This window comes from Streptomyces sp. NPDC093598, from assembly GCF_044764825.1.
GTDB lineage: Bacteria > Actinomycetota > Actinomycetes > Streptomycetales > Streptomycetaceae > Streptomyces.
The window spans coordinates 48183-71273 of the sequence record NZ_JBIWIV010000024.1 but is presented as its reverse complement, the minus strand read 5'-3'; the positions used below and the strand labels follow the sequence as shown (position 1 = coordinate 71273).

The 23091-nt window shown below is 68.4% G+C and carries 27 protein-coding genes and 1 pseudogene; 14 read left to right on the top strand and 14 right to left on the bottom strand.

Annotated features, from left to right (window positions below; genetic code table 11):
* Positions 1-25 precede the first annotated feature (25 nt).
* From ACIRDU_RS37280 to ACIRDU_RS37265, 4 genes are all read left to right on the top strand, one after another.
* Positions 26-760: an alpha/beta fold hydrolase gene (locus tag ACIRDU_RS37280; protein ID WP_403588433.1), complete on the top strand. Its 735-nt coding sequence runs from the start codon at positions 26-28 to the stop codon at positions 758-760.
* 26 nt (positions 761-786) lie between these two features.
* Positions 787-1863, top strand: a complete 1077-nt coding sequence (locus ACIRDU_RS37275) for a winged helix DNA-binding domain-containing protein (protein WP_403588431.1) — start codon at positions 787-789, stop codon at positions 1861-1863.
* A 226-nt stretch (positions 1864-2089) separates the two neighbouring features.
* Complete coding sequence (locus ACIRDU_RS37270; protein ID WP_361876864.1) at positions 2090-2662, top strand: GNAT family protein; 573 nt, start codon at positions 2090-2092, stop codon at positions 2660-2662.
* A 1063-nt stretch (positions 2663-3725) separates the two neighbouring features.
* Positions 3726-3959, top strand: a complete 234-nt coding sequence (locus tag ACIRDU_RS37265) for a hypothetical protein (protein WP_403588428.1) — start codon at positions 3726-3728, stop codon at positions 3957-3959.
* 27 nt (positions 3960-3986) lie between these two features.
* Here ACIRDU_RS37265 and ACIRDU_RS37260 read toward each other — a convergent pair whose 3' ends face one another.
* The 8 genes from ACIRDU_RS37260 to ACIRDU_RS37225 all read right to left on the bottom strand — a co-directional run bounded on the left by ACIRDU_RS37260 (position 3987) and on the right by ACIRDU_RS37225 (position 8710).
* Entirely contained in the window at positions 3987-4133 is a 147-nt protein-coding gene (locus tag ACIRDU_RS37260; RefSeq protein ID WP_403588427.1) for a hypothetical protein, read from the bottom strand.
* 146 nt (positions 4134-4279) lie between these two features.
* On the bottom strand, positions 4280-4945 hold the full coding sequence (locus ACIRDU_RS37255; RefSeq protein WP_403588425.1) for a hypothetical protein: 666 nt from the start codon (positions 4943-4945) through the stop codon (positions 4280-4282).
* Positions 4942-5487, bottom strand: coding sequence for a hypothetical protein (locus ACIRDU_RS37250; protein WP_403588423.1), 546 nt, complete (start codon positions 5485-5487; stop codon positions 4942-4944). Before ACIRDU_RS37250 ends, ACIRDU_RS37255 begins: the two co-directional genes overlap by 4 nt.
* Positions 5406-6095 carry a hypothetical protein gene (locus tag ACIRDU_RS37245; protein ID WP_403588421.1) on the bottom strand — a complete coding sequence of 230 codons (690 nt, stop codon included), beginning with the start codon at positions 6093-6095 and terminating at the stop codon, positions 5406-5408. The genes ACIRDU_RS37250 and ACIRDU_RS37245 overlap by 82 nt, the downstream gene beginning before the upstream one ends.
* Positions 6096-6364: 269 nt before the next feature.
* Complete coding sequence (locus ACIRDU_RS37240) at positions 6365-6586, bottom strand: hypothetical protein (RefSeq protein WP_403588419.1); 222 nt, start codon at positions 6584-6586, stop codon at positions 6365-6367.
* Positions 6587-6842: 256 nt separating this feature from the next.
* On the bottom strand, positions 6843-7511 hold the full coding sequence (locus ACIRDU_RS37235) for a DUF402 domain-containing protein (protein ID WP_403588417.1): 669 nt from the start codon (positions 7509-7511) through the stop codon (positions 6843-6845).
* Between the two features lie 123 nt (positions 7512-7634).
* Positions 7635-8069: a hypothetical protein gene (locus ACIRDU_RS37230; RefSeq protein WP_403588415.1), complete on the bottom strand. Its 435-nt coding sequence runs from the start codon at positions 8067-8069 to the stop codon at positions 7635-7637.
* Positions 8036-8710, bottom strand: coding sequence for a hypothetical protein (locus ACIRDU_RS37225; protein WP_403588414.1), 675 nt, complete (start codon positions 8708-8710; stop codon positions 8036-8038). The genes ACIRDU_RS37230 and ACIRDU_RS37225 overlap by 34 nt, the downstream gene beginning before the upstream one ends.
* Before the next feature lie 678 nt (positions 8711-9388).
* On the opposite strand from ACIRDU_RS37225, the gene ACIRDU_RS37220 reads away from it, so the two are divergent.
* Positions 9389-9544, top strand: coding sequence for a hypothetical protein (locus tag ACIRDU_RS37220; RefSeq protein WP_403588412.1), 156 nt, complete (start codon positions 9389-9391; stop codon positions 9542-9544).
* A 227-nt stretch (positions 9545-9771) separates the two neighbouring features.
* Here the strand turns inward: ACIRDU_RS37220 and ACIRDU_RS37215 are convergent, their stop codons facing one another.
* Both ACIRDU_RS37215 and ACIRDU_RS37210 read right to left on the bottom strand, forming a co-directional pair.
* Positions 9772-11364 carry an MFS transporter gene (locus ACIRDU_RS37215; RefSeq protein ID WP_403588410.1) on the bottom strand — a complete coding sequence of 531 codons (1593 nt, stop codon included), beginning with the start codon at positions 11362-11364 and terminating at the stop codon, positions 9772-9774.
* Between the two features lie 126 nt (positions 11365-11490).
* Positions 11491-12012, bottom strand: a pseudogene (locus ACIRDU_RS37210) (NAD(P)/FAD-dependent oxidoreductase); the annotation flags it as partial.
* 160 nt (positions 12013-12172) lie between these two features.
* Between ACIRDU_RS37210 and ACIRDU_RS37205 the strand changes: the two are divergent.
* Complete coding sequence (locus ACIRDU_RS37205; RefSeq protein ID WP_403588408.1) at positions 12173-12763, top strand: helix-turn-helix domain-containing protein; 591 nt, start codon at positions 12173-12175, stop codon at positions 12761-12763.
* Positions 12764-12956: 193 nt separating this feature from the next.
* A complete protein-coding gene (locus ACIRDU_RS37200) occupies positions 12957-13763 on the top strand; it encodes a class I SAM-dependent methyltransferase (RefSeq protein ID WP_403588406.1) in 807 nt (268 codons plus the stop codon).
* A 130-nt stretch (positions 13764-13893) separates the two neighbouring features.
* Here ACIRDU_RS37200 and ACIRDU_RS37195 read toward each other — a convergent pair whose 3' ends face one another.
* Complete coding sequence (locus tag ACIRDU_RS37195; protein ID WP_403588404.1) at positions 13894-14274, bottom strand: hypothetical protein; 381 nt, start codon at positions 14272-14274, stop codon at positions 13894-13896.
* Between the two features lie 121 nt (positions 14275-14395).
* Here ACIRDU_RS37195 and ACIRDU_RS37190 point away from each other — a divergent pair, with 121 nt between their 5' ends.
* A complete protein-coding gene (locus ACIRDU_RS37190) occupies positions 14396-14749 on the top strand; it encodes a tyrosine-type recombinase/integrase (protein ID WP_403588402.1) in 354 nt (117 codons plus the stop codon).
* Positions 14750-15608: 859 nt separating this feature from the next.
* On the top strand, positions 15609-17213 hold the full coding sequence (locus ACIRDU_RS37185) for a tyrosine-type recombinase/integrase (protein WP_403588400.1): 1605 nt from the start codon (positions 15609-15611) through the stop codon (positions 17211-17213).
* A gap of 70 nt (positions 17214-17283) precedes the next feature.
* On the opposite strand, the gene ACIRDU_RS37180 is transcribed toward ACIRDU_RS37185, so the two are convergent.
* A complete protein-coding gene (locus ACIRDU_RS37180; protein WP_403588398.1) occupies positions 17284-18231 on the bottom strand; it encodes a LysR family transcriptional regulator in 948 nt (315 codons plus the stop codon).
* Between the two features lie 99 nt (positions 18232-18330).
* Here ACIRDU_RS37180 and pcaD point away from each other — a divergent pair, with 99 nt between their 5' ends.
* The 3 genes from pcaD to ACIRDU_RS37165 all read left to right on the top strand — a co-directional run bounded on the left by pcaD (position 18331) and on the right by ACIRDU_RS37165 (position 19894).
* Positions 18331-19137 (top strand): 3-oxoadipate enol-lactonase, encoded by an 807-nt coding sequence (gene pcaD, locus ACIRDU_RS37175; protein WP_403588396.1) that lies wholly within the window; start codon positions 18331-18333, stop codon positions 19135-19137.
* A gap of 146 nt (positions 19138-19283) precedes the next feature.
* On the top strand, positions 19284-19598 hold the full coding sequence (locus ACIRDU_RS37170) for a MarR family winged helix-turn-helix transcriptional regulator (protein WP_403588449.1): 315 nt from the start codon (positions 19284-19286) through the stop codon (positions 19596-19598).
* Between the two features lie 110 nt (positions 19599-19708).
* Positions 19709-19894, top strand: coding sequence for a hypothetical protein (locus ACIRDU_RS37165; RefSeq protein WP_403588394.1), 186 nt, complete (start codon positions 19709-19711; stop codon positions 19892-19894).
* A gap of 71 nt (positions 19895-19965) precedes the next feature.
* On the opposite strand, the gene ACIRDU_RS37160 is transcribed toward ACIRDU_RS37165, so the two are convergent.
* The gene (locus ACIRDU_RS37160; protein WP_403588392.1) at positions 19966-20241 is read right to left on the bottom strand and encodes a hypothetical protein; all 276 of its coding nucleotides are present in this window, start codon (positions 20239-20241) and stop codon (positions 19966-19968) included.
* Positions 20242-20318: 77 nt separating this feature from the next.
* On the opposite strand from ACIRDU_RS37160, the gene ACIRDU_RS37155 reads away from it, so the two are divergent.
* Positions 20319-20516, top strand: a complete 198-nt coding sequence (locus tag ACIRDU_RS37155; protein WP_403588390.1) for a DUF6896 domain-containing protein — start codon at positions 20319-20321, stop codon at positions 20514-20516.
* Here ACIRDU_RS37155 and ACIRDU_RS37150 read toward each other — a convergent pair.
* Positions 20497-21341, bottom strand: a protein-coding gene (locus tag ACIRDU_RS37150) for an IS5 family transposase (RefSeq protein ID WP_403588388.1) whose coding sequence is annotated in 2 segments (ribosomal slippage) — positions 20497-21008 and positions 21008-21341 — 846 coding nt in all. Because the reading frame shifts where the segments join, the coding sequence is not laid out codon by codon here. The two genes, ACIRDU_RS37155 and ACIRDU_RS37150, sit on opposite strands and share 20 nt — an antisense overlap.
* A gap of 274 nt (positions 21342-21615) precedes the next feature.
* On the opposite strand from ACIRDU_RS37150, the gene ACIRDU_RS37145 reads away from it, so the two are divergent.
* Complete coding sequence (locus ACIRDU_RS37145) at positions 21616-22974, top strand: hypothetical protein (protein ID WP_403588386.1); 1359 nt, start codon at positions 21616-21618, stop codon at positions 22972-22974.
* Positions 22975-23091: the final 117 nt, after the last annotated feature.

The window sequence follows — 23091 nt, the reverse complement described above, 5'->3', positions numbered from 1 at the left end:
CAGCACCTCACTTCAGGGAGATCACATGGCCACCTTCGTACTCGTTCCCGGCGCCTGGCTCGGGGCATGGGCCTGGGAACACACCGCCCAAGCTTTGCGGCAGCGCGGCCACACGGCGCTGCCGCTGACACTGACCGGCCTGGCCGAGCACGCCGACCAGGGCGGCCCCCAGACGGACCTGGACACGCACATCGCGGACATCACGGGATTCGTCGAAAGGCACGATCTGCGCGACGTCACGCTGGTCGCCCACAGCTACGCGGCTGCACCGGTCACCGGGGCAGCCGGACGTCTCGGCGACCGGCTGGAACGCGTGATCTACGTGGACAGCGCCCCATTCGCCGCAGGCATGTGCATGCTCGACCTCATGCCACCGCAAGCAGCGGACCAGTTGCGCCAGCAGATCGACGCTTCCGGCGACGGGTGGCGGCTACCGATGCCGCCCTTTGAGGTCCTGGGCCTGTCCAGCAGCCTCGACGGGCTCGATGAGGGCCAACGGAACACTCTGCGCACGCGTGCCACCCCTCAGCCGTTCGGCACCTACACCCAGCGCCTCGCCGACCCGGCCGAGCCCGGTCCCGGTGTGGACCGTGTCCTGATCGCCTGCCATGACTTCACGGGACTGCTGGATGCCGGGGTGCCGATGCTGGCCTACCTGAACCAGCCGCCGTGGCGGCGCTTCGACCTGCCCACCGGGCACTGGCCGATGCTGTCCGCGCCCGCCGAACTCGCCCGCGTCCTCGACAAGGCCGTCTCCTGACCGCGCCGGCCGAGAGGCACAGCCCGATGCCTGACCACGAGAGCATCCGCAGGCCGCGGGCCTGTGCTCAGGCCCTGGCCGGCGGAGCACGCGAGGCCTCTGCCGAGGCGGTCGTCCAACGGGTCTTCGCCATCCAGGCCCAGGACGCCACGGCCGCCGACCTGGGCATCCGGGTACGCGGCCGGGACATCTCCGCCCAGGCCATCCGCAGGGCATACGAGAAAGAGCGGAGCATCGTCCGCAACTGGTACATGCGCGGCACCCTGCACACCGTCCCCAGCGAAGACGCCCGCTGGGTGTTGCAGTTGCTGTCCCCGCGGATCCTTGCCGCAACAAACCGCCGCTACCAGCAGCTGAGCCTGGGCGATGATCTGCGCCAGCGCGCCGACCATCTCCTCCGGCGCGCTCTTGCCGCGCACGGCCCACTCACCCGGGCCGAGCTGACCGAGCGCCTTATCACCCTCGGTATTCCGCCGGACGGGCAGGCGCCGTTCTACCTGATCCGCCACGCGGCACTCACCGGCACCCTCTGTCACGGCCCGCAGCGCGCCGGTGAGACCACGTATGTACTGCTCGACGACTGGCTGCCCTCCACCAGGCGCTTCCGGTGGGAGGGAGACTCTGCCCTCACCGAGCTGGCCCGCCGCTACCTTGCCGCGCACGCCCCCGCCACCTTGGAGGACTTCGCCGCCTGGTCCGGGCTGCCGGTCACCTGGGCCCGCATGGCCTGGAAAATGCTGGCGGAATCGGGCGCGATCACCAAGTACGGCGCGTTCACCATGCTCGCCGGGCGGGTGAAAGAACTCCCACGCTCGTCTGACACCCCGGACGTTCGCATGCTGCCCGCCTACGACAACTACCTGATCGGCTACCGCACCCGCGAGGCGTCGGTCCCCGCTCCCCACCAGGCCCGCGTCTGGCCAGGAGGCGGCCTCATCCGCCCCACCGTCATCGCCGACGGCCAGGCCATCGCCACCTGGACCCGTGGCCCCAGCACGCGCTCCATCCAGGTGGAAGCGTTCGAACCTGTCCCGCCTCAGATCGAGCAGGGTATCGACATGGAAAAGGAGGCCGTCGTCGGCTTTCTGCGGCCCACCACATAGTCGACCCACATCCCGATCAACCTCCGGAGGGCCAACGCCCTGGACGGTGGCTCTGTCCCTGAGAACGGGCAGCGGATGTACACCGGGTTGGGAGGCAGCCGCTGCCCGAGGGGGAATCGAAATGTTCACGGGTTTCGACGGCAGTACTGGCACGAAAAGGTTGCTGGTGGGGTGCGTTGGAAAAACGGATGGCCGGGGGTGAGCGTGACGAGTCAGGATGCTCCGCATGACATTGCCTACCCCCGAACTGCACACCGCCCGCCTGCGACTACGGCCGTTCACCGACGCCGACGCGGCGCCGCTCTACGCGCTGCACAGCAGCGCCCACGTGCTGCGTTACTGGGACTCTCCGCCATGGACCGAACCGGCCCGCGCCCAGCGCTTCATCGCCATCTGCCGGACGATCGAGGAGGAAGGTACGGGAGCGCGGGTGGCCGTCGACCGCCTCTCCGACGGCGCGTTCATCGGCTGGTGCGGCCTGACCAGCTGGAACCCGGACTTCCGCAGCGCGTCCCTGGGCTACGCCTTCGACGCCGCCGCGTGGGGCCACGGCTACGCCACGGAGACCGCGCACGCCGTCCTGCGGTGGGCGTTCGACACCCTGGACCTGAACCGCGTCCAGGCCGAGACCGACACCCGCAACGTGGCGTCCGCCCGGGTCCTGGAGAAGCTCGGCTTCGTCCGCGAGGGCACCCTCCGCGAGGACTGCGTCGTCAACGGCGACGTCTCCGACTCCTGGGTCTTCGGCCTCCTCCGTCGCGAGTGGCACCCGACGGCCACGCCGACGGCTGGCCGCTAGGACCGAGACCTGCCCGCCTCCCCCACCGGTTCCGACCGTCCGCACCGCTGGAGCATCCAGTAGCTCGTAGGGTCCGCCCGGAACGGCAACATTCTCATCGGCGTGGGCGGTGCTGTCGCTTCTCGTGGACATCGAACACGTCGCGGTCCGGGTGCCTCCCAAAGCACTGAACAACTGCTGTCGAAACCGGTGAACAAAGCCAGGACGGCCACCCCGAGTGGAAGGCGGCGCTCGAGGAAATCGACGAGCACTGGAACCCCCAGTGGCCGGCCGACTGGCAACGCCACTACGCCGCCCACTGCGGCCCAGCGCTGGGGTTTGCCTCCATCTTCATACCCGGCGGCACGTTCGTAGCGGCCGGCCTCACCGCTGCATCGATCGGTATGGAGGCTGCAGGCGGGGCCATGCAAGGAAAGAGCGGGTCTTCGATTGCCGCCGGAGCTCTTGCGGGTGCGGTAGGCGGAAAGGTGGGAGTCGGAGCAAAGCTGCTCGGCGCTTCCAAAGCAGTGGATCAGGGCATCGGCGTGGCCTACTGGGCCATGGGCGCGGGTGCCGGCCTATTCATGTGACCGGCTTGTGACAGGCTGAGGAGAAGGACATGTCATTACCGCTTGCTCGTTCCGGCGCCGCTGTCGGGGGCAGCGTCGGAGCCACCATAGCCATCATCATCATCGGGCTTCTCATCTTCGCTATCCTCACCCTGCGGCGCCGCAGGAGAGGCGGAAAATGACAGCCGTCTGTCCGTGAAGTGGGAACGACGCGCTGATCGGTGCTTAGCGTGTAGGGAAAGTCCGCTGAATAAGGACGCTCGACCACCACTGGTCGAGCGCCCCGTCGGACATGCGGCGGGAAGCGGCGAATCAGCGATTGCTGCCCGTCGGACGCTTGGACCGGCAGCGCTGGATGAAATAGCGCCTCCCCTTTTGCCGCCCTGGACCAGCCCCTCCGCGATCTCCCGCAGCACCGCGGCTCACGGCGCTTCAGCCCCGTGCCGAACGTGGCCCGGGCCGTTCCCGCCTCACTCCGTTCGTGCAGAGGCGGGCCGTTGAGCGGTGCGCCCCCGTTGACCGGGCCGTTGATCCCGACGCGCAGGCGGGCGAACGGGTTGTACGGCCCCTACCGCGAAGCCTGCACCACCACCGGCACCCACCTCGACTCCAGCGGTCTGTACAAGATGGGTGGTCGCTTCACCCAGCCCGACCCCTTCGGCAAGGAAAGCAACCCCTGCGCCTACGCCGCCGGAGACCCGCCAACCGCGTCGACCCCAGCGGCAGGACGGTTGCACGAGGCGCTGTGAGCCGCCGTGCGGTCAGGCGCACGCGGGCTACCAGCGGCGCAGGTCTTTGGTGAGTTCGCGGTACCACTCAGTGCGGCGCGGCACGTGATCGTCAGGCGCCGGTCCAAGCGCGACGACCTGGTCTGTGATCCCGTAGATGACTCGGTAGGCCAGGACCTGGGTGGCGAGGTCCATCCACTCCTGCGTCCTGTGCGCCGGCGGCACGGGACCGAGCACGGTCACAAACCACATGGGCAGCAGGGCGCGGTCGCGGATCGCCTCGGCCAGACGGCTGCGCAGCAGCCAGTTCAGCTTCCTTTCCGCCTTGTCGCCCTGCTCGATCAGCGACGCCTTCGCCTGCCGCAGGGAGTCGTCCTGGGCCAGTGCGGCCTGGGCGGCTCGGGCGGGGCCAGGTTCCGGGCCCGCTGATCGTGTCTCTCAACGAGGGTGTGGGACATGCCGAAGTCCATGACGGCCTGCTTGAACTCGCGGGACGTGCGCGGCTGAGTGGCCAGGATGCCGGCGGCTTCCACCACCTCGTCGCGGTGCTCGTCGCGCTCTTCTAGTGCCTGTTCGTAGTGGCGGATGCTGAGGCGGTGAGCCTCGCGCTGGTGCTTGGGGAGCAGGCCGGAGCGGACGTGCCAGCCGTGGTTGGCGGTCCTGGCCAGCTTCATCCACTCCGGGTCAATGGTGTCGAGATCAGCGCGCGGGGCGCCGCCCGAAGCGAGCAGGTGGGCTTCGAGGGCCTGGACGCGGCCGGTCAGCCGCTTGAGGGCCTGATCGGTGTCCTGGATGTGGCCGCGTACGTCGTCGTCCAGCTCGGTCAGCTCGTTGCGGACGGTGCTGAGGTCGTCCTCGATGCGTCGGACATCGCCGCGGATGTCACTCAGCTCGTAGTCGAGGTCGTCGACCTCCCCCAACTTCGAACGCAGCGTCTGCAGCTCGCTCTCCACCCCGCCGGTCCGGGTCTCCAGACGGCGGACCTGGTAGCCGTAGTCGTCGCTCACCGCCGCGCCCCCTTCGGGTCGGCGCCCGTGCTGTCCATCGCGGACCCGGCGACCAGCATCCAGCCCAGGGCGGCAGCGAAGATGAACCACGAGCTGATCACGCTCAGGCTGATGAGGGCCACCAGGAGGGCGACCACGTGCACGCCAATGGCCCCGAAACGGCGGTCACGATGCTGTTCGGCATCGACCTTCTGGAAACAGCCGGCCACCGTTGCCACGAAGTGCGGGACCAGAAGGACCAACCACCAAGTCGAGCGGTCCAGAACCAAGACCAGCGCGATCAGCACGGCACCCACGGCCGCCTGGCCGCGCCAGGACCACGTCACGATGCGCTCACTGCGCCTGCGCTCGAGTTCAGCCAGCCGCTCGGGGATCGTCTTCTCGAACTCCACCAGCTTGCCGGTGACGTTCACCAGCCGGGCGTACTCCACCGCGAACTGGTCGTCGTCGACGTCGTGTTTCAGCACCTCCGCATGGCGAGCGCCGACCCGCTGCTGAAGCTGCGCCAACTGCTCCTCGATCTGCTGTTCGGTGCTGCCCACCGAACCACCCCCACCCGCGATGCGACGACACGCCGACCGGGCCCTTCCCACCGGCGGCCTCCGCCGGCCGTCAAACCGATCGACCGTATCCGCAGCGGTCCCGGCCCCGCCGGGCAATCACGTGCCGTGACCGAAACCATGCCGATCAAGGCCGTACGTCGATGCCTGGCCCGGGGCTTCCCGTTGACGGCAGACCGAGAGCCGGGCCCGAAAGCACTACGCGGGGCTCCCCCGGCCGTCGCGTCCCAGCCGTCCAGGAAGGCAGCCAGGGGGCGGCGCTGGGCGTCCTCGCGGGCGACCTGCCGGGCGAGGACGTCGCGGTCGACGTACGGGTCGACGGCGGCGAGGACCAGGCGCTGGAGTTCGGCCGACTCCAGCGCTTCCACCTCCCACTGCACCGGGCGGGCCGGGTCGAAGCCGGGGTGGCAGGCGAAGGCTGGCCAGCGCGGGTCGCCGTGCTTGCCCTCGGTCGCGGGCAGCTCGTAGTCGCGGACCTGCGCGTAGGTCAGCAGCACCCGTTCCGTCCGGCTCCAGCAGCCCGTCCGCGTCACCCAGTCGCGCTCGATGTCCTCGCCCGAGCAGTCGAAGTCGCCGACGACCAGGAGCACGGCGTCGCGCGGGGTCGGCGGTGACCCGGTCGTGGACGACGTCGGCGTACGACTGCGAGCCGAAGCCGCGGACCACCAGCACCGGGATGCCCGCCGGGGCAAGCCAGCAGTGAGCTGCTGGCGAAGGGTGTCCTTCTCCGCGGCCACGTATAGCGCGTGCTCCTGGCCCTCGGTGTGGTCCAGACGGAACCAGCCGTGGCTTTGTCCACGAGAACGGGTTCTGGCACGAGTTGTGTGACGCGGGCGCACGTTCAGCGACGGCCCCGTGCCTAGTAGATGTGGTCGTCGGCGCGTTCATCCTCGGGCGTCCGTCGAAGACGCCACACGCCGAAGCCGGCCCCGAGGGCCCCGCCCATGAGAGTTGCCGCTCCTGACCACACGCCGCTGGGCGAGAGCGCCGCAGCGAGCAAGCCGACCAACAGTGCGCCAACCAGCAGGTACATGACGACGATGAAGCACGCAGCGAGGTATCGATTCTTCAGTGGCGTCATGCCACCTTGCATGAGGTCCTCCTGTCCCCTTCGGCTGGTCCCCTTCTCGCCTTTCCCCGAACGTTCACGACAATCCGGCTCACGGGGACGCGTCACAGAAGTTGAGCCAGAGCCGCTGAACGTGAACGAAGCCAGACGCTCAAGGCCCGCATGGACCCCGAGCAGTACGACGTCCTGGCCAAGGCCGTGCACGAGACAGCGCACCTGATAGCCGAGGGCCATCGGGCCGGGTCGGATTGTCCGGCCCCACTGCCGGTCAGGCAGATGTTCCGCCCGCCCTGCCCTGCGTCGGGCGCGGCAGTCGGGGGGCAGGCCAGGTCGGGTTCCACCGCCAGGACATCCACGAGGCGGCGTCGGCGAACGGGCCGGAGTACTCGGTGAGCATGGCGATGACCTGGTCGCGGGCGGCGTCCACGGCCTGGTGCTCGGTGTCGGTGACGATGCCGAGCCGCCGCACGTGCGCGTACTCGTCTTCGTCCTTCCACTCCCAGCTGGTCAGGTCGGGGTCGACGACCAGGTCCACCGTGAGGTCGAAGGTGTCGAATCCGTCCGTCGTACGGCGGGTGGGGTGCTCGAAGTTCACGTACCAGTTCCGCAGCCCGCCGCTGGTGTAGAAGGCGTTGACGCTGAACCATGCCGTCGGCGGCTTCCACAGCAGCAGCTCGGTCTCCTGCCACACGGCGTCCGCGAGCTCCCACACGCCAGTCGCCATCGCGTCGAACGCCTCCGTGCGCACCGATCGGTCGCCATCATCGCGGGCCTTGACGTACAGGGCCGGCCAGCGCGTCTCGGCTCCTGGCGGGCAGGCGGCCACCAGGGCCTCGCTGGTGTCGGCGACGACGCGCAGCGCGTGCTCGCTCCACACCCGGCCTGAGCCGTGTACGTCGCGCCGTACAACCGTCTGTCCCGTCTCGAAGGTGCGCACCTGTTCCTCCTTCGCCGCGTGCCGGGTCTCGGCGCGCGGTCTCCAGCCCAGCGCCGAGGGTGCGGCCTGGGCAAGCCCCCGTTGGAGGGAGGCTTGCCCAGGAGCGCCTTTGGCCTGCCCGGGTCAGGCCCGCCGGCGGAACAGGCTGCGGCGGGGCTTGCCCGGCTCCTGGCCGTTGTCCTCCGGCTCCGGCGGTGCGGCAGCCTGGAGACGGGCGGCTTCCTCACGGGCGACGTCGTCGGCGTGGCAGGGGCCGTACACGGACACATCCCCGGCGTTCCAGGCCGTCCGGTGCGCGGTGGTCTCCTCCCAGCGCTGGTCAGTGAACTCCTGCCCGCACCGCTTGTACACGGGGCGCTGCGCCTCTCGCTCAGCGGCACGGCGCCGCTCGTCCTCCGCTTCGGCCTGCGCGTACTGGCGGCGGTAGAGAGCGTCGCCGTCGGGGTTGTCGAGCGCGTCGGTCAGGGTCTGTTCGTCGTTGCGCCCCAGGCGCCGCCACACCGCCGCCTCCGCGCCGTGCTCCGTCAGCTGCTCCAGGGTGGTGACGAGGACGGGCACGGTCTGGCCGTAGTCGAGGGCGGTGATGCCCCGGTGGTAGGTGTCGTACCGGCGCGCCTGTAGCGTCGGCCGGCCTCCTCCAGCACGGCGACCGTGTTGGCGACCTTCGTGTCCGTAGTGTCCGCGAACACAAACGCCACCGGCGGCAGACCCTCCCGGCCGGTCGGCGGGTAGATGCGGCGCCACAGCCGCTTCTCGTGGTCGACGTGCTCGATCGCGTCCGGCCTGGAGCGGACCAGGGCTGTGGTGTGCTTGTCCGCGTCCAGCGGCAGCAGTCGGCCCCACTGCCAGTACCGGCGCAGCTTGTGCACCAGGTCGTGGGCGTCCTCACTGCGGCGGTCGATCTCCAGCAGCAGCACCAGCACCTTCGAGGCCGGCGCCCGCACCACCAGGTCCGCCCGCTGCACGTACCCGTCTGCGAGCCGGTGCGGGATCTCGGTCTGGAAGCCGAGCCGGTGCCCGATCCCGGCGCGGTGAAGTTCGGCGGCTGTCGAGGTGACCGCTGCGGCGTGGTCGTCGTAGCCGCCGCCCAACAGCTCCCCGGTGACCGGGTCGTACTCCTCCTTGCGCAGCACCGAGACGCGTATGCCCTTCGGCTCCAGCAGCTGCTTCGCCTCGCGGTGTCCTCGGGCGGTGAGCACCCACACCTGCCGATCCCGCCGTGCACCTTCTACAGGTGTGGTTTTCGGCTCCCGTGTGACGCCGGTCTTGAAAAACCTGACGGCCGTGACCGCATCGTGATCCACGTTGTCCTCTGCCGTTGAACCTGGACGGTTTGCCAACGAAGTTGGACCGCCACTCGGTGCGTGACAGCGAAGTTGGACCGGGAGCTGAGAGGCCACAGCGGTGGCGTCACTGTCGGCACCTGGCCTGACCTGAGCGATGCCTACGAGGTCGAGGAGGATGCTGGGGGGAAATCCATGCTTGACCTCAACCCAGGTGGAGGGGCGAGTGGCGAGTTATGACTACTCACGACTCGACGAGTCTCCCGTGCGCGTCGCCGGGCACCAGCCGCGGCCACATGCCCCGCAGGGCGAGCCAGCCCTCCCCGCTGGCCGTCCCCTCGTTCCCGCGGCACGGGACAGATTCGCCTGGGCGGTCGGTAACCGCCGTATCCCCCCGTTTGGGTGTACGGCCCGCCCCGCCGACCGTGGTGCCCGGCTGGCTCACTGCGGCTGATGGCTTGAAAACAGGCCGATTGACTGTGAGGCCAAAGCCGCTGGTGGCACGATGACTTGGGATGAAGGGGGTTCGTGCTCGGTGATAGGCGGCAGATTCAGACAGCGGTCCTGGGTGGCGCGGACTCGGAAGATCCGCTGATGCTGCCGCTGGAGGCGATCGAGCTGGACGCCTTCCGCCGCCATCACGAGCACGACACGTTCTGGTGCGGGCTGCTGCTCGGAGGCTGCGGCCTCCAGCTGACGACGAAGCTGTACACCGACCGGGTCTGTTCCCTGTCAGGTACAGCGTGTTGATCCCAAACGCACACAGATCCTCTGGCCAGGGGCAGGTCAGAGGGTGCACGCAGCACGAGCGAGGCTGCGACCGGCCTCTGGTTCCGGTCGCAGCCTCGCTCGGAGCAACCACCTTCCGACGTTTCCGATCCCGGACAGGGGCAGCTCGACTTCAACGGGCTACCTGGTCGGGGGTGAACGCGGTGTTCGCGGGGCGGTCTGCTTGCTGTGGTCCGGCTCTTGTGCGGTCAGCCGGCGGAGAGAGCCTCAGCGGGGTCTGTCTCGTCCGCGACCGCGGAGGGAGTGTTCTTGGGACCGCGGAGGGCGATGTAGATGAACAGGGCGCCCATGATGACGGCGCCTGCCCACATGGCCTGCTGCCAGCCGTCGACGAAGGACTGCTGCGCCGCGTGGAGCACGTCTGGTGCGTGCGGGCCGGTGGTGCCCGCCACTTCAACTGCGTTAGCGACGCCCTCGCGGGCGGTGTCCGCGGCGCTTTGGGTGATGCCGTGCAGCTTGTCGTCGATGGCGTTGCGGTAGCCGGCGGACACGAGTGCGCCGAGCAGGGCGACGCCGAGTGCGGTGCCGAATTCGCGGGTGACGTCGTTGAGGGCGGAGGCGACACCCTGCTTCTCGCGCGGCAGGGAGGCGGTGATGGCCTCCGTGGACGGGGTCATCGACAGGCCCATGCCGACGCCCATGGCGAGCAGGCCGGGCAGGACTGACAGGTAGCCGCCGCTGACGGAGACGAACAGCGCCATGAGCGCCATGCCGACGCCGGCCAGTGCGATGCCCACGACCATGGTCGAGCGTGCGCCGATCCCTGCGGCCAGCTTGGGGGCCAGGCCGGAGGCCATCATCATCGCCAGGGCCATGGGCATCATCGCGACCGTGGACAGCAGGCCCGACCAGTCGAGTACGGCCTGGAAGAACGGGAAGAGGACCACGCCGATGCCCGCCTGAACACCGAAGACCACCAGCAGCGTGATCGAGCCGCCCGACAGTCCGCGCTCCCGGAACAGCCGCACGTCCAGCAGGGAGGCGTCGCGGCGGTGCAGCTCCCAGGCCACGAACCCGATGGTGGCGATGAGGCCGACGGTCAGACTGATCAGCGCCTCGGGCGCGGTCCAGCCGCGTTCGGGGCCTTCCTGCAGGACGAAGATGAGGCCGACCACAGCAATGATGGAGACCAGCGCGCCGACGGTGTCGAATCGGTGGGCCGAGGTCTCGCGGGAGTTGGGAACCGACTTCAGCGTCATGGCCAGGGCCACGAGGACCAAGACCGCGGGCAGGACGAACAGCCAGCGCCAGTCGGCGACGTCGACGAGGAGCGCGGAGAGGAACATGCCCAGGATGCCGCCGCCTCCGGCGATACCGGTCCACACGCCGATTGCCTTGCTGCGCTGCTCTTCGGGGAAGGTGGAGGTGATGACGGCGAGCGTGATCGGCATGATCATGGCGGCGCCGATGCCGCTGGCCACGCGGGCGGCGAGCATCACTTCGGCCGTCGGAGCCAGGCCCGCGACCACGGTGGCGATGCCGAAAACGCTCAGTCCGGCGATGAGCATGGGCTTACGGCCCCGGCGGTCGCCCAGGGCGCCGAGCGGCAGCAGCAGCGCGGCCAGGGCGAGGGTGTAGATGTTGATGATCCACAGGACCGTGCTCTGGGAGGCACCGAAGTCCACGGCCATGTGGGTCTGCGCGACGTTCAGCCCGGTCACCGAGGCGATGACCGCCATCAGGGCGAAGGAGACGGTGATCAGGATCGTGCGCAGTTGACGCGCGTCGGGGCCACGCCGGCCGCCGACCGGCGTGGCCGGTACAGGCTGGTTCGTACTCATGGATTCCTCTCAAAACGGCATGCCGAGTCAGCCCCGGAGCAGGACCGGTCGCTGGGCGAAGGGGGCGGGTGGGGCCCGGGCCGCCGCACACATCGGGGGCGTGCGGCGGCCGGTGCCGCGCCGGGATCAGAGGGCGGGAGTTTCGCTCTGGGCTGCGGCGAGAGCCGAGTCGGTGTCCGCGGTGGCCAGCACGCTGTTGATGTGGGCGCCAGCCAGGGCGCCGGCCGCTGCGGCGGCGCCGAGCTGGGCGGCAAGGTCGGTGGCGTTGCCCGCCACCCAGACGCCCCGCACCTCGGTGGCGCCCGCCATGCCGCAGGCGAAGCCGCGGCCCATGTTGTCGGGCAGGTCCTACATCGGCAGCTTCAGGCCCTCCAGGCCCTCGGTACGGGCCTCCATCCGGGTGGCGACTGCGAGTACGCTGCGGGCCACGACATGGCCGTCGGCCAGGCGCACGCCGGCGAGGGTGCCGTCCTCGTTGTTGACGACCTCCTGCACCGGGGTGTCGACGATGCGAATACAGCGGGCCGCGAACCGGGCGCGGGTGGCCTCATCCAGGTCAGTGCCCTGGGCGAAGAAGGTCAGATCCTCGGTCAGTGAGCGGGCGAGCATCAGCGCTCCGTTCAGCCCTGCGGCGCCCCCGCCGATCACCACCACATCGACGGTCCCCTCGGGCAGTGCGTCACTCGCGTACGGAGAAGTTGTCACAGCCATGGGCCTCCTGCCTTTCCTCGTGCACTGGTCCCAGACGTTGCGGACCATCTGCACACGACGTTAAGCGCAGTTGCGTCCAAGGCATACGCTGTTGCCTATGACGCAAGAAGATGGAGATCTGGACAGCCTCGTACGCAAACGCATCCGCGCACTGCGGGTCGCGCAGGGCTGGTCCCTGGAGGAATTGGCCTCCCGCGCCCACCTCAGTCAGTCCTCACTGAGCCGCATCGAGAACGGCCAGCGCCGCCTCGCACTGGATCAGCTGGTCACCCTCGCCCGCGCCCTGGACACCACGCTCGATCAGCTCGTGGAGACCGCCACCGACGACGTCGTCACCAGCCCGACTATCGACAGCACCCACGGTCGGATGCGCTGGACCATCAAGGCCGACCCCGGGATGAGCGTGGTGCGGCAGCGCATGGCCGAACCGCCCCCCGAGAACCCGGCGCGCATGCGCGCCCACCCGGGGCGCGAATGGCTCGTCGTCCTGTCCGGCACCGCGATCCTCATGCTCGGCCACCGCCGCTTCCGCCTCGAGACCAACCAGGCCGCCGAGTTCCCCACGATGATGCCGCACGCGATCGGCGCCGACGGCGGACCCTGCGAGATCCTTGGCATCTTCGACCGCGACGCCCGCCGCAGCCACCAGGGCGACAGCGACGACGACACCCAAGGCGCTCCCGAGTGACCGTGAGGCCGCGCGACGGCCTTCCCTGGCGGTGACATTTTGCGCGTCGGGCAGCGCCCTAAACCATCATCTTGCGTAAATCGGGACACTTCGTGCCGCAGGGGCATATCCGCCTTGGTGTGAAGAGCATGAACCACGTACACACCCACACCCCCACCACGGCGCTTCGCACGGTCACCACCACGAGCACGCAATGGACGGCCAGGCGGAGATCCTCGACCTGGACGCCGAGGTCCTCGCCGAGCACACCGCCTCCATCACTGCATGGCTGCCGCTGCAGACCGCCCCGCGCCACATCGTGGACCTGGGCTGCGGCACGGGAGCGGGCACCTTCGCCCTCATGGACCGCTTCCCCGACGCGCATGTCACCGCCGTCGACGCCTCCGCCGAACACCTGCAGCGCCTGCGCACCAAGGCGTGCACCCGCAGCGTCGAGGAACGCGTACGCACCGTGCAGACCGACCTCGACGACGACGTCTGGCCCGACCTCGGCTCACCGGACTTGGTCTGGGCATCGGCCTCGATGCACCACATGGCTCACTCCGACCGCGCACTGCGCAACGTCCACGACGCGCTCGCGCCCGGCGGCCTGTTCGCCGTCGTCGAACTGGCCGGCCACCCCCGCTTCCTGCCCGAAAACGCCCCCGAGGACAGGCCCGGCCTGGAAGAGCGCGTCCACGCCGCCGCCGACCGCCGCCAAGCCGAACACATGCCCCACCGCGGCGCCGACTGGGGCCCGATGCTGACCGCGGCCGGATTCACCGTCGAGGGCGAACGCACCATCGCCGTGAACTTCGAAGGCTCGCGCAGCGAAGCGATCGGCCGCTACGCCACCGGCGTCCTGCAGCGCATCCGCAGCGTCATCGCAGACAGACTCTCCCCCGAGGACCTCACCGCGCTCGACCAGCTCCTCGACACCAGCAGCCCGCACAGCATCCTGCGCCGCGACGACCTGACGGTACGCACCGAGCGCACCGTCTGGGCCGCCCGCCGTATCTGACCACGGATGGTTCCCCCGTCAGGGCGGGCCCGCCTCCGAGCCCGCGGGCGGTGATGGCCGGGTACGCCTTTCGTCCCGCTCGCTGGTCAGCTGCACTTTGCGGCGAAGCCACCACCTGGTAGGCAGCGACTCAGTGGCATCTTCCTGGATGTGGCTGGGTCGGCAGCGCCCGGACCGGGGAGTCGGGCTGCGACAGGACGTGGAGCAGCTGCCGGTTGTGCGCGGTCAGTTGGTTCACAGCGCGGACGAGGTGCTCGACGTCGGTCCGCAGCTGGGCCAGCTCTGTGGCGTCCTTGGCGCGGAGCTCCTTCAGTTTGACGATCTGCCGTCGCAGACGGATCTCGGAGTGCGGCGTCTGCCCGCGCGCCCTGACCTCTGCGTAGAAGTCGTTCTTGAGGTCGAGGTGGCGCTGGGTGAGCGCGTTGCGCGGGACGCCGGCTTCCTGGGCCAGGGCGACGATCGTCAGCGCGCCGTTGGAGTGCTGCGCGGTTCCCTGCAGGATGCGGTCCATGGCCGCGCGGAACCCGCGCCTACCAGCAGCTTCCTTGCTCAACCGACGCCTTCGTCTGGCTCCGCCTCTACCAGGAGGAAACACGGCGAGACGGCATCCCGCGGGGTAAGAACCTGCCGTTGTGGTGGACCCTGAGGCGCCCTGGCGCCCGCTGAACTACGACGCGGCGCGGGCGATGTTCAACCGGGCCAACGATCTCCTCGGGGCGAACTGGACGCTCCACGATCTACGCCACACCGCGTCCTACCGACTCGCCCGCGACCCCGACATGCCCCTGCCCGACGTCCAATGGGTCCTCGGTCACGCGCATCTGACGACCACACAGCTCTACCTCCCGGCCAGCCAGGACGAAGTGATCGAACGTGTCCGCGCCCATCATGCACGCCGGGCAGAGCAGCGTGACCGGCCGCCCGCGCCACCGGCCCCCGGCTACAGCCCCGACTCGTTGAAGACTCTCTTCGGGAACTCATGGTGACGAGCACAGAGACCTTGCGCGCTCCGGCCGCCATCCGAGATGCACAGCCACTCGCCGGCGAGGCTCTCCGGGCCGCCAAGAGGCGTTTCCCGCCGCGACCTTACGAGGACGCCTGGCCTGCCACCAGCCAGTCCTACGAGGAGGTCGTGGCCCGGCTAAACCGGCCTCCGCTCCGGGCCGCGAGCGAGTCCACCCACTTCTACCGGCGCCGGGGTCCAACGCTCATTCTCCGCTGGCTCCAGGACCAGCCGGGCGTCACCTGGCAACAACGGTGGAACGCGAGCCCCGCCGCAAGCTCGACCGGGGGCACAGTGGAACAAAGACAACTCCAACTGGGTCGGCTACGACGCGGCGAATGCGAACGGCATCCTGAACACCGGCCTCTTCGCCCTGGTCTGCGCCGATGTGCTCCCGCCATCGCTCCACTGGCAGCTCACCCGGACCTCGACCAACCTGCGCGCCATCATCTGCCAATACCGTGACCCTGAGGGATTTGCCCGCCTCCAGGACTTGGTGGGCCCAGAAGCGTGGTCCTCTCATCTCGGCATCCGCGCCAAGAACGTGCTGGTCAAGCTGGTCATCGCCAAGGGCGGGGGTCTGGCCGACATCAATGTCGGAGACTCCATTGAGTACATGGAGGCGCATCGGGAACAGCGGGCCACGTCGGGCGGTCAAAGCCTGTTCTATTCCTGGCTGAGGGAACTGGGGCACCTCCCGCCCGACGCGCCCGTGTCACTGAGACTCCTGCACCGAACGTCCGGCCAGGTCTCGGTCGAGCAGCTCGTGGACCGCTACCGGCCACAGTCCAAGCCGATCCGGGACCTGCTTGGTCGAGTACCTCAAGGAACGCCAGCCCACCATGGACTACGCGTCCTTGGAGGACGCGTCGCGGACGCTCGTGAGGAACTTCTGGCTGCAGATTGAACGCATCCAGCCCGGCATCAACACACTCCGACTGCCGCCCGAAGTCGTGAGCGCATGGAAGCAGGTCAGCCGGACGAAAGTCACGCGCCGCCGACTGCCCGATGGCACAGTCCACGAGGCAGTGACGGAGCGCGCCAACTACGGCAGCCTCATGATCGGAGTTCGAGCCCTATACCTCGACCTGGCCCACTGGGCCGTCGAAGAACCAGAACGCTGGGGACCGTGGGTTGCTCCCCGCCCGGTCAGCGCTGCTGATGCCAGTACCTCCAAGCACCAGAAGCGCCGCAAGGCGAAGATGGACCAGCGCACCCGTGAACGACTGCCCGCGCTGTCCACTGTTGTCCGCGCCGCCAGCGCAAACTGGACGGAGGCCGGGGAGGGAATGGCCGCCCTACAGGCCGCCCCACTCGGCGGACAGTTCACGTTCAGGGGCAGAACCTACACGCGCCAGAAGAAGGACTCGTCGACTCCGTTCCGGGCCTGCGACGAGTCCGGTCGACGCGTCCATCTGGGTCTGCTCGAGGAACGGGCATTCTGGGCCTGGGCCACGATCGAGTTCCTGCAGCACACCGGCGCCCGCATCGAGGAGATGCTGGAGGCCAGCCATCACGCCCTGATCCAATACAAGCTGCCCACCAGCGGTGAAGTGGTACCTCTGCTCCAGGTCGCTCCCTCAAAAACCGACGAGGAACGGCTTCTCCTCGTCAGTCCGGAACTGGCCGACGTCCTCAGCACGATCATTGCCCGCGTCCGTGACCCTCGAACAGGCGCGATCCCGATGCTGCCCAACTATGACGTCGCGGAGAAGATCTGGAACCCGCCGATGCCCCTGCTGTTCCAGTGGACATACGGAGGCCAGCGCACATCAGTATCTCGGCAAATGATCCGCGACGGTCTCAACGAGGTCCTGGAACGAACCGGGCTCACCGACTCCGCGGGCCAGCCCCTCGACTTCGCTCCGCACGACTTCCGAAGGATCTTCATCACTGACGCGATCTGCAGTGGCCTGCCGCCCCACATCGCGCAGGTCCTCGCAGGTCACTCCGACATCAACACCACGATGGGCTACAACGCCATCTACCCGGCGGACGCCATCGAAGCCCACCGCGCGTTCATCGCCCGTCGCCGATCGCTGCGTCCCAGCGAGGAATACCGGGCCCCGACGAACGAGGAGTGGGACGCCTTCCTCGCCCACTTCGAGAAGCGCAAGCTCTCTCTGGGAACCTGCGCTCGCGCCTTCGGAACAGCATGCATCCATGAGCACGCTTGCGTCCGATGCTCGCTTCTCCGGCCCGAGCCGTACCAACAGAACCGCCTGATCGAGATCCGCGACAACCTACTCGACCGGATCGCCGAGGCTCAGCGCGAAGGCTGGCTCGGAGAGGTCGAGGGCCTGGAAATCAGCCTGGCCGGCGCCGAGGAAAAGCTGACCCAACTCGAAGCCGCACTCAAGCCTACGGTGATCCACTTGGGCCTGCCCACCTTCGATCAGATCGCGGGACGGTCCACCCGCTCTGATCGTCCCTCTCAGAGCCTTTGAACAAACATGAGGGCGCTTAGGACCTGTTGTTCTTTGGTTCATGGCGCGCATCAGCCGAGCTCCGGCAACATCACCTGTCGCGTTCCGGTGCCTTCTTCGCTCCGGGTACACGGCCTAGCGTCGGCTTCAGGACCGGTACATGGCGGGCCAAGAAGTCCCACAGCTGGTCGGCGACTGGCCCGTGCGGACGGTCGCGCCGTCGCGCCGCCGAGAGTTCCTCGACCACACCGGGAAAGTGCTGTCCGGCAATGGAAAGCAGGCTTCCATTGCGCAGCTCAGTCTCGATCATGAACCGCGGCACGTGCCCCCACGCCATGCCGTGCAAGATCAGCTCCTTCTTCATGAGGTGGTCCGGAACAGAGGTCTGGGGCGCGCCCTCGACCAGGAAATGGCCTTGTTCGGACGGATGCCGCGACGAGTCCCGGACCACGCATTGGGTTAGGGCCTGCATCCGCTGCGGTGTGATGTCGGCGTCCGGAGGGAAGGGCAGGAAGCCGGGCGCCACGACGGGCACCAGGGCGACGCGGCCGAGGTCGATCCACTCCATCCGTACGTCGCTCTTGGGGACGCGGTGCACGATGAGGTCGGCTTCATCCTCCAGCAGTCGCTCCCAGGGGCCGGTGACGGTCTCGAATAGCAGGTGCAGTCGTGTCTGCGGGCGCTGAGCGAAGAAGCTGCTGAGTATCTCCAGCACTGGTGGAAGCGGACATAGGTCCCCGAGCGCCACGCGCAGCTCGGACTCTTCGCCCATCGCCAACTGCGCGGCGTAGGTCTGCAGTTCCTCGGCGTCGTGCAGCAGGACGCGCACCTTGCGGTGGAAGGCGTGCCCGGCCTCGGTCAGCTGAACCCGATAGCCCGAGCGATCCAGCAGGTCCAGACTCAGCTGGCGCTCCAGCTTGGCGACCGCTGCGAACACAGAAGGGTGTGAGCGGTGCAATAGATCGGCGGCGGCCTGGAAGCCGCCGCCGCGCACAACGGCGTTGAAGCACTGCAATTCATGGAGCGTGAAGTTCGACATTATCCAGAGAATCTACAGTGTGTGTCCAATCTTTGTAATAGATATCTGCAGACAGTGTTCCTAGGCTGAGCGCATAGCCGCTAGATCACTGGAGCTGACATGACTTCTCGAACCCGTACCGCCATCACCACCGGAGACGGTGTCCGCATCGCCTACCGCTTCGACGGTGATGAGAACAAGCCCGTGCTGCTGCTTTCGAACTCCATCGGCACCGACCTCCACATGTGGGATGGTCAGGTGCCGGCTCTGACCGAGCACTTCCGGCTGCTGCGCTACGACGCACGCGGCCACGGCGCCTCCGGTGTCCCGAGTGGCCCGTACTCCATGGACCGGCTGGGGCGCGACGTGGTGGAGCTGCTGGATGCCCTGGGCCTGCAGCGGGTGCACGTGTTGGGGCTGTCTCTAGGGGGAATGGTCGCGCAGTGGTTGGGGATCCATGTTCCGGAGCGTGTCGACCGTCTCGTGCTCTCCAACACCGCCGCGTACCTCGGCCCGGCGAATCAGTGGGATCGGCCGATCGCCGAACTGCTGGAGGCCCCCGACATGCAGGTCACCGCGGAGAGGTTCCTGAACAACTGGTTCCCGGCCCGCATGCTGCGGGGCGACAACGAGGTTGTCGAGGGTTTCCGCCGCACTCTGCTCGCCACGCGGCGCGAGGGTGTGGCCGGCAGCTGGGCTGCGGTGCGTGACTACGACCTGCGCCGCACGGCCACACTCATCCAGAACCCGACCTTGGTCATCGCGGGCGAGCATGACACCGTCACGTCGGCCGACCACGGCAAGGAGCTCGCCGCGACCGTACCCGGGGCGCGGTTCACTGTCCTGCCCACGGTGCACATGGCGAACGTCGAAGGGCAGACGAAGTTCCTGGAGGCTGTGGTGGCGTTCCTTACAGAAGGGTCTTGACCTGTAGCGAAAAGTGGAGGGTGGCATGGGCGTGAGTAGCCGCAGGGCTGCCCGGGACGACTGGGCAGCCCTGCGGTATAGAGAATCTTCGTCTCAGGGCGTGACAGTCCTGGCTTCTTCGGGATTCTGCCCGTCGGCTTGTTCTCATCGAGCTACGGCGCGGGCCCGAACGCGGTACCCGCGTGCAGGAGCTGTCCGAGGCAGCAGGGCTGGACCAGTCCTCTACGTGTCGCCTTGTGACGCGCCTGGAGCGCAAGGGGCTCACGGCCAGAGTCTCCTGCGAGCATGACCGCCGCGGCGTGTACTGCACGCTCACGCCAGAGGGCCTCAAGCGCGGGCAGCAAGGTGAGGCGCGGTGCCGCGAGGAGTTGTCCGGGCTGTTGAATGTTGCCGCCTTCGATGACCGCTGGGCCTCCATGATCGCGCGCCTGCGCTACACGGCAGCCGACGTCACGCCCTGACGTCTTGTCCGCCGTGCCTCACCATCCACTGACCCGGTGCGATCCGACCTCTACAACGCCGGTCGCATGGGTAGTTCGGAGAAGGCCTCCTATGCACCCAGTGCAACCGGGTGTTGGAGGAGTGCCCGCACCTCACCGGGTGTCCCAGGGCCGACTACCTGCTCGCGCCCCCGGCGACCGGGCTGAACCTCCTCTACCCGGCCAGCCAGCAGTGGCGGCCCAAGGAAACCACCCGTCAGCGGGTGATCGAGCAGCTGGGCTTCGATCCCTTCGAGGGGCTCCATCCGGCCCCGTAGAGCGGAAAGCAGCGGGCCCCGGCGCCCCCTCGTATGGGGATCGCCGGGGCCCGCCGTCGGCCGCCGGATGCTCAGTCTTCGTCCGCCGGGCCGAAGACCCCAAGGCAATCCGCACACATGACCTTGCCGCGCCGCAGCGTCCTCGGCGAGGCCCTGATGACGTTGGGCGGGTCACACTGGCAGACGCCCTTGGCGTAGTTGCGGTCCTCCCGCTCCGGCTTCTGCGGGCCGTCATCCTCCTCGACCTCGTCGCCGTCCGCGCCCTCGTACCCTTCGGTGTCCAGGTCGTCGTCAGCCTTCGTGCCGGTCCGGGAGTGGCCACCCCGGACGCCGTAGAAGTTGGGCACGCGGGTGGCACGGATCGCCGCGTCCAGGGCCGATCCCCTCGCTTGAGCGACTGGCAGATGTCCTCGGCCTCGCCCGGTTGCGCCGGATCAGCCGGACTGATCACATCGGCGCCTACTCACACACGGTTCATGGGACAGGCTGCCGCTTCGTCAGCGACAACGGCACTGAAGTCGATGTGGACTTCGCAGCCGACGGGAGTGAAGTCTTCGACCTCTGGCGGCTGCGTCGGTACGGGCTAGGCCGTTTCCTTCGGATCATCTCGCTGACCAGATGAAGATGGCGGCGACGTGGAGTCCGGCCAGGTAGATGGTGGCCGTCTTGTCGTATCGAGTGGCCAGACCGCGCCACTGCTTGAGCTTGTTGATGCACCGCTCGACGGTGTTGCGCCGCTTGTATGCCTCGCGGTCGAAGGCCGGCGGGCGACCGCCGGATCGGCCTCGCTTCTTGCGCTTGGCGACCTGGTCGGAGGGTTGAGGAATCACCGCGCGGATCCCGCGCCGACGGAGATGTGTCCGGATCGCGCGGGACGAATAGGCCTTGTCGGCCAGGACCACGTCCGGGGTGGTTCTGGGCCGGCCGATCGGCCGCGGCACCCGTAATTTGGTCATGACCTCGGGGAACGCGGGTGCGTCGCCTGCCTGGCCGGGCGTGAGTACGAAGGCGAGCGGCCGGCAGCGGCTGTCCGCGGCGAGGTGGATCTTGGTGGCCAGACCGCCGCGGGACCGTCCGAGGGCATGGTCGTCTGGCTCACTGGCCGGGGCCCCTTTTGACGGGCCCCGGCGGCGTGCTGATGAGCCCGCACGATCGTGGAGTCGACCCCGACGATCCAGTCGAGATCGCCTTCGGCGTCGGCCTGGGCGAGCAGGGCGGTGAAGACCTTCTCCCAGGTCCCGTCAGCGGCCCACTTGCGCAGACGGTTGTGGGCGCCTTTCCACGAGCCGTAGTGCTCGGGCAGGTCCATCCAGGGCGTGCCGGTGCGGTACTTGAACGCGATCGCGTCGATCACCTGCCGGTGATCACGCCACCGCCCTCCCCGCTTCGGTGTTCGGTCCGGCAGCAGCGGCTCGATCCTCGCCCACTGGGCGTCAGTCAACGACACACATCAACCAACGATCAGATGATCCGAAGGAAACGTCCTAAGCCTGCCGGAGGCTGTTGACGTCACCGATGAAAATCTGCGGTCCGCAGTGAGGTCGCTGCAACCGCTTCTGACCGAGGGTGCGGCCGGGGTGGTTCAGCGTAGCCAACTCCGTTTCATCGTCTGACCAGCGTGTCTTGAAGCAGCTCAAGGTGGGCCCGACCAGCTCCCCCATGCCTTCATGCACCACAAACAGGGGGGAACCCTGACACCTCACATCATCAGGAGATCCGCGTTGCGCGCCGCCTGGGCCGCATGCGTCGGCTCCCTCATCGCCTCGGCCGCGATCGCTCCCCAGGCCATCACCCCGAGTACAGCCCATGCCGCCGACGAGGCGTGCACTTCCTCGGTGGGCACCTACGTGCTGAGGCCGTCGGGCAGCAGCAACGCCGCCAAGAAGCGGACTCTGGCCAAGTACATGGACTGGGGGCCCAAGGGGAGCGAGTCGAGCTTCTTTGACACGGAGTTCACCGCCCAGATAGCGGCAGCCAGCAAGCTGTTCACCGCACCGAACGGCTTGATCTACGAAATCTCCAGCAGCGACCGTGACGCGCCGCTGAAGTCCTACAAGGACAACACCGCCACCGGCGGCGCGCTGCTGACGCCGGTGAAGTCGTACAAGCCCAACTGGGCCGGGGCCAAGCGGGTGTGGTCGAACGGCAAGCGGATCTTCGTCGTCAGCGACGACACGGTGAACGTGCTCGAGCAGAGCGCACCGGCTACCGGCGACGGCACCATCAGTCTGATCGCTACACTCCCCCGCTCGAGCAGGCTGACCGAGATCATCACCGCTCAGGACGTGTGGATGGTCGGCTCGGTCATCTACACACTGAGCACCGATGGTGCGATAGCGCACCGCACCTACCTGGAGACCAAGGACTCCGCCGGCACCATCAAGCCGACGCTGGGCGCCACGGTCACCGACAAGACCGGGCTGAGCGGGGTCACACAGGCGTGGAGCCCCGGCCCCGGCGTCATCAACACCCTCAGCACCACTGATGATCCAGACACCACGGGCCGCATCAGCAAGTCCACCACGGACCCGTTCACCACGATCAACGACGAGGTAACCGTCGGCGTCCTGGGCGACGTCATGGCGGCCCCCGCCTCCTGCCTGGCCGACGCCGATCCCAACATCGTGCCCCACTTCGGCACCCGACGAGAACGACCTGCCGACCGCGCAGGAAACAACCGACCCCGACACACCGCAACCGTCGAACACGGTCACGGGAAAGTTCACGCTGGGCAACGGACAGCCCGCCGCCGGCCTGGAGGTCACCGTCACCGCTGCCGACGTCGTCGCCGGCAGCGACAGTGCCTCCGGAGCGAAGGAGCCCGTGCTGAGCAAGGCGATCACCACCGCCGACGGCACCTGGTCGGTGACGCTTCCGCCAGCCCTCCCAGAGGCTGTGCGCACGGCCATGGACGCCAACCGTGGCGCATTGAACCTCAACGCCACCACGACCGGGACCACCACCTCCGGCGTCCCCGTCCTCGGCATCGACGCCCTGGTCGCCGTACCGCCGCCCCGGCCCACGGCCCTGCGGGCCGCGAGCAGCGCGGACGCGACCGCTGCGGCGGAGGCGATCGATGACGGCCACAGCGTGCCCATGCTGCCCAACACCGTCGACGACGTCACGGCGAAGGACCCGACGCCGGAGCAGGAGAAGCTTTCGTTCGCCGCTCAGACTGAGGCCGACCCGATGGCCAC

Excerpts from the sequence above, each read along its gene's own strand:
- ACIRDU_RS37280 (WP_403588433.1), top strand. The coding sequence starts at position 26 with ATGGCCACCTTCGTACTCGTTCCCGGCGCCTGGCTCGGGGCATGGGCC.
- ACIRDU_RS37275 (WP_403588431.1), top strand. The coding sequence starts at position 787 with ATGCCTGACCACGAGAGCATCCGCAGGCCGCGGGCCTGTGCTCAGGCC.
- ACIRDU_RS37270 (WP_361876864.1), top strand. The coding sequence starts at position 2,090 with ATGACATTGCCTACCCCCGAACTGCACACCGCCCGCCTGCGACTACGG.
- ACIRDU_RS37260 (WP_403588427.1), bottom strand. The coding sequence starts at position 4,133 with ATGGACCTCGCCACCCAGGTCCTGGCCTACCGAGTCATCTACGGGATC.
- ACIRDU_RS37240 (WP_403588419.1), bottom strand. The coding sequence starts at position 6,586 with ATGACGCCACTGAAGAATCGATACCTCGCTGCGTGCTTCATCGTCGTC.
- ACIRDU_RS37220 (WP_403588412.1), top strand. The coding sequence starts at position 9,389 with ATGCTGCCGCTGGAGGCGATCGAGCTGGACGCCTTCCGCCGCCATCAC.
- ACIRDU_RS37215 (WP_403588410.1), bottom strand. The coding sequence starts at position 11,364 with ATGAGTACGAACCAGCCTGTACCGGCCACGCCGGTCGGCGGCCGGCGT.
- ACIRDU_RS37205 (WP_403588408.1), top strand. The coding sequence starts at position 12,173 with ATGACGCAAGAAGATGGAGATCTGGACAGCCTCGTACGCAAACGCATC.
- ACIRDU_RS37200 (WP_403588406.1), top strand. The coding sequence starts at position 12,957 with ATGGACGGCCAGGCGGAGATCCTCGACCTGGACGCCGAGGTCCTCGCC.
- ACIRDU_RS37195 (WP_403588404.1), bottom strand. The coding sequence starts at position 14,274 with ATGGACCGCATCCTGCAGGGAACCGCGCAGCACTCCAACGGCGCGCTG.
- ACIRDU_RS37185 (WP_403588400.1), top strand. The coding sequence starts at position 15,609 with ATGGACTACGCGTCCTTGGAGGACGCGTCGCGGACGCTCGTGAGGAAC.
- ACIRDU_RS37180 (WP_403588398.1), bottom strand. The coding sequence starts at position 18,231 with ATGTCGAACTTCACGCTCCATGAATTGCAGTGCTTCAACGCCGTTGTG.
- pcaD (WP_403588396.1), top strand. The coding sequence starts at position 18,331 with ATGACTTCTCGAACCCGTACCGCCATCACCACCGGAGACGGTGTCCGC.